General features: G+C 81.4%; 1 pseudogene. It reads right to left on the bottom strand.

The annotated features are described in order from the left end of the window. Positions 1 to 415: 415 nt before the first annotated feature. Positions 416 to 721, bottom strand: a pseudogene (locus DT057_RS36055) (pseudouridine synthase); the annotation flags it as partial.

Genomic DNA, 721 nt, shown 5'->3' with positions numbered 1-721 from the left:
CGCCCGGCTTGCCGCCGCGTCCGCCACCCGGACGCCCGCCCGCACCCGGCCTGGGGCCGCGGCCGGGGCCCGAGCGGCCCTCCGAGGCCCCCGGGCGCGCCCCCGGCTTCCCGTAGCCGGCCTTCCCGAAGGCGCGCCCGCCGGGCTTGCCGCCGGGTTTGCCGCCGCCGGGTTTTCCGCCGAACCGGCCCGCGCCGGGACCGTCTCCGGCGGCGCGGCCCTCGCCGCCCCTGCCGGCGGAGGAGTCGCCCCCGGACGACTTGCCGAAGGACTTGCTCCCGAAGGACTTGCCCCCGAAGGACTTGCCCGCCGACGGCTTGCCGGCGAAGCCGCGGCCCGTGCCGTCCGGCTTGCCGGAGGACCGGCCCTCGCCGGCCGGTTCGCCCGCCCTGGACGAGCCGGGCTTGGCGTGGTNGTAGCCGGGCTTGGCGTAGCCGGGCTTGGCGTAGCCGGGTTTCGAGAAGCCCGCCCTCGGGCCGCCCCGCGAGGATTCCGCCCGGGCGCCGGCGCCCCGGCCCTCGCGGCGGTCGGCCGCCTGCTCCGGGGGCCTGCCGTCGTCGCGGGGACGGCGCGCCGGCCGGCCCTCGCCGCGGGGTGCGCGGGGGGCGTCCCGCTCGTCGCTGCCCCGGAACTTGGTGCGCCGGTGCGGAACCGGCTCCTCCTGCGGCTGCGCCACCAGGCGCTCGACCACCACGCGGCGCTCCCCGGCCGCGATGGCGCC

It is taken from the genome of Methylobacterium crusticola (assembly GCF_003574465.1).
In the GTDB taxonomy this organism is placed as follows: Bacteria; Pseudomonadota; Alphaproteobacteria; order Rhizobiales; family Beijerinckiaceae; genus Methylobacterium; species Methylobacterium crusticola.
Note: the sequence above shows the minus strand (reverse complement) of the source record. Positions and strands in the feature narration are given on the sequence as shown.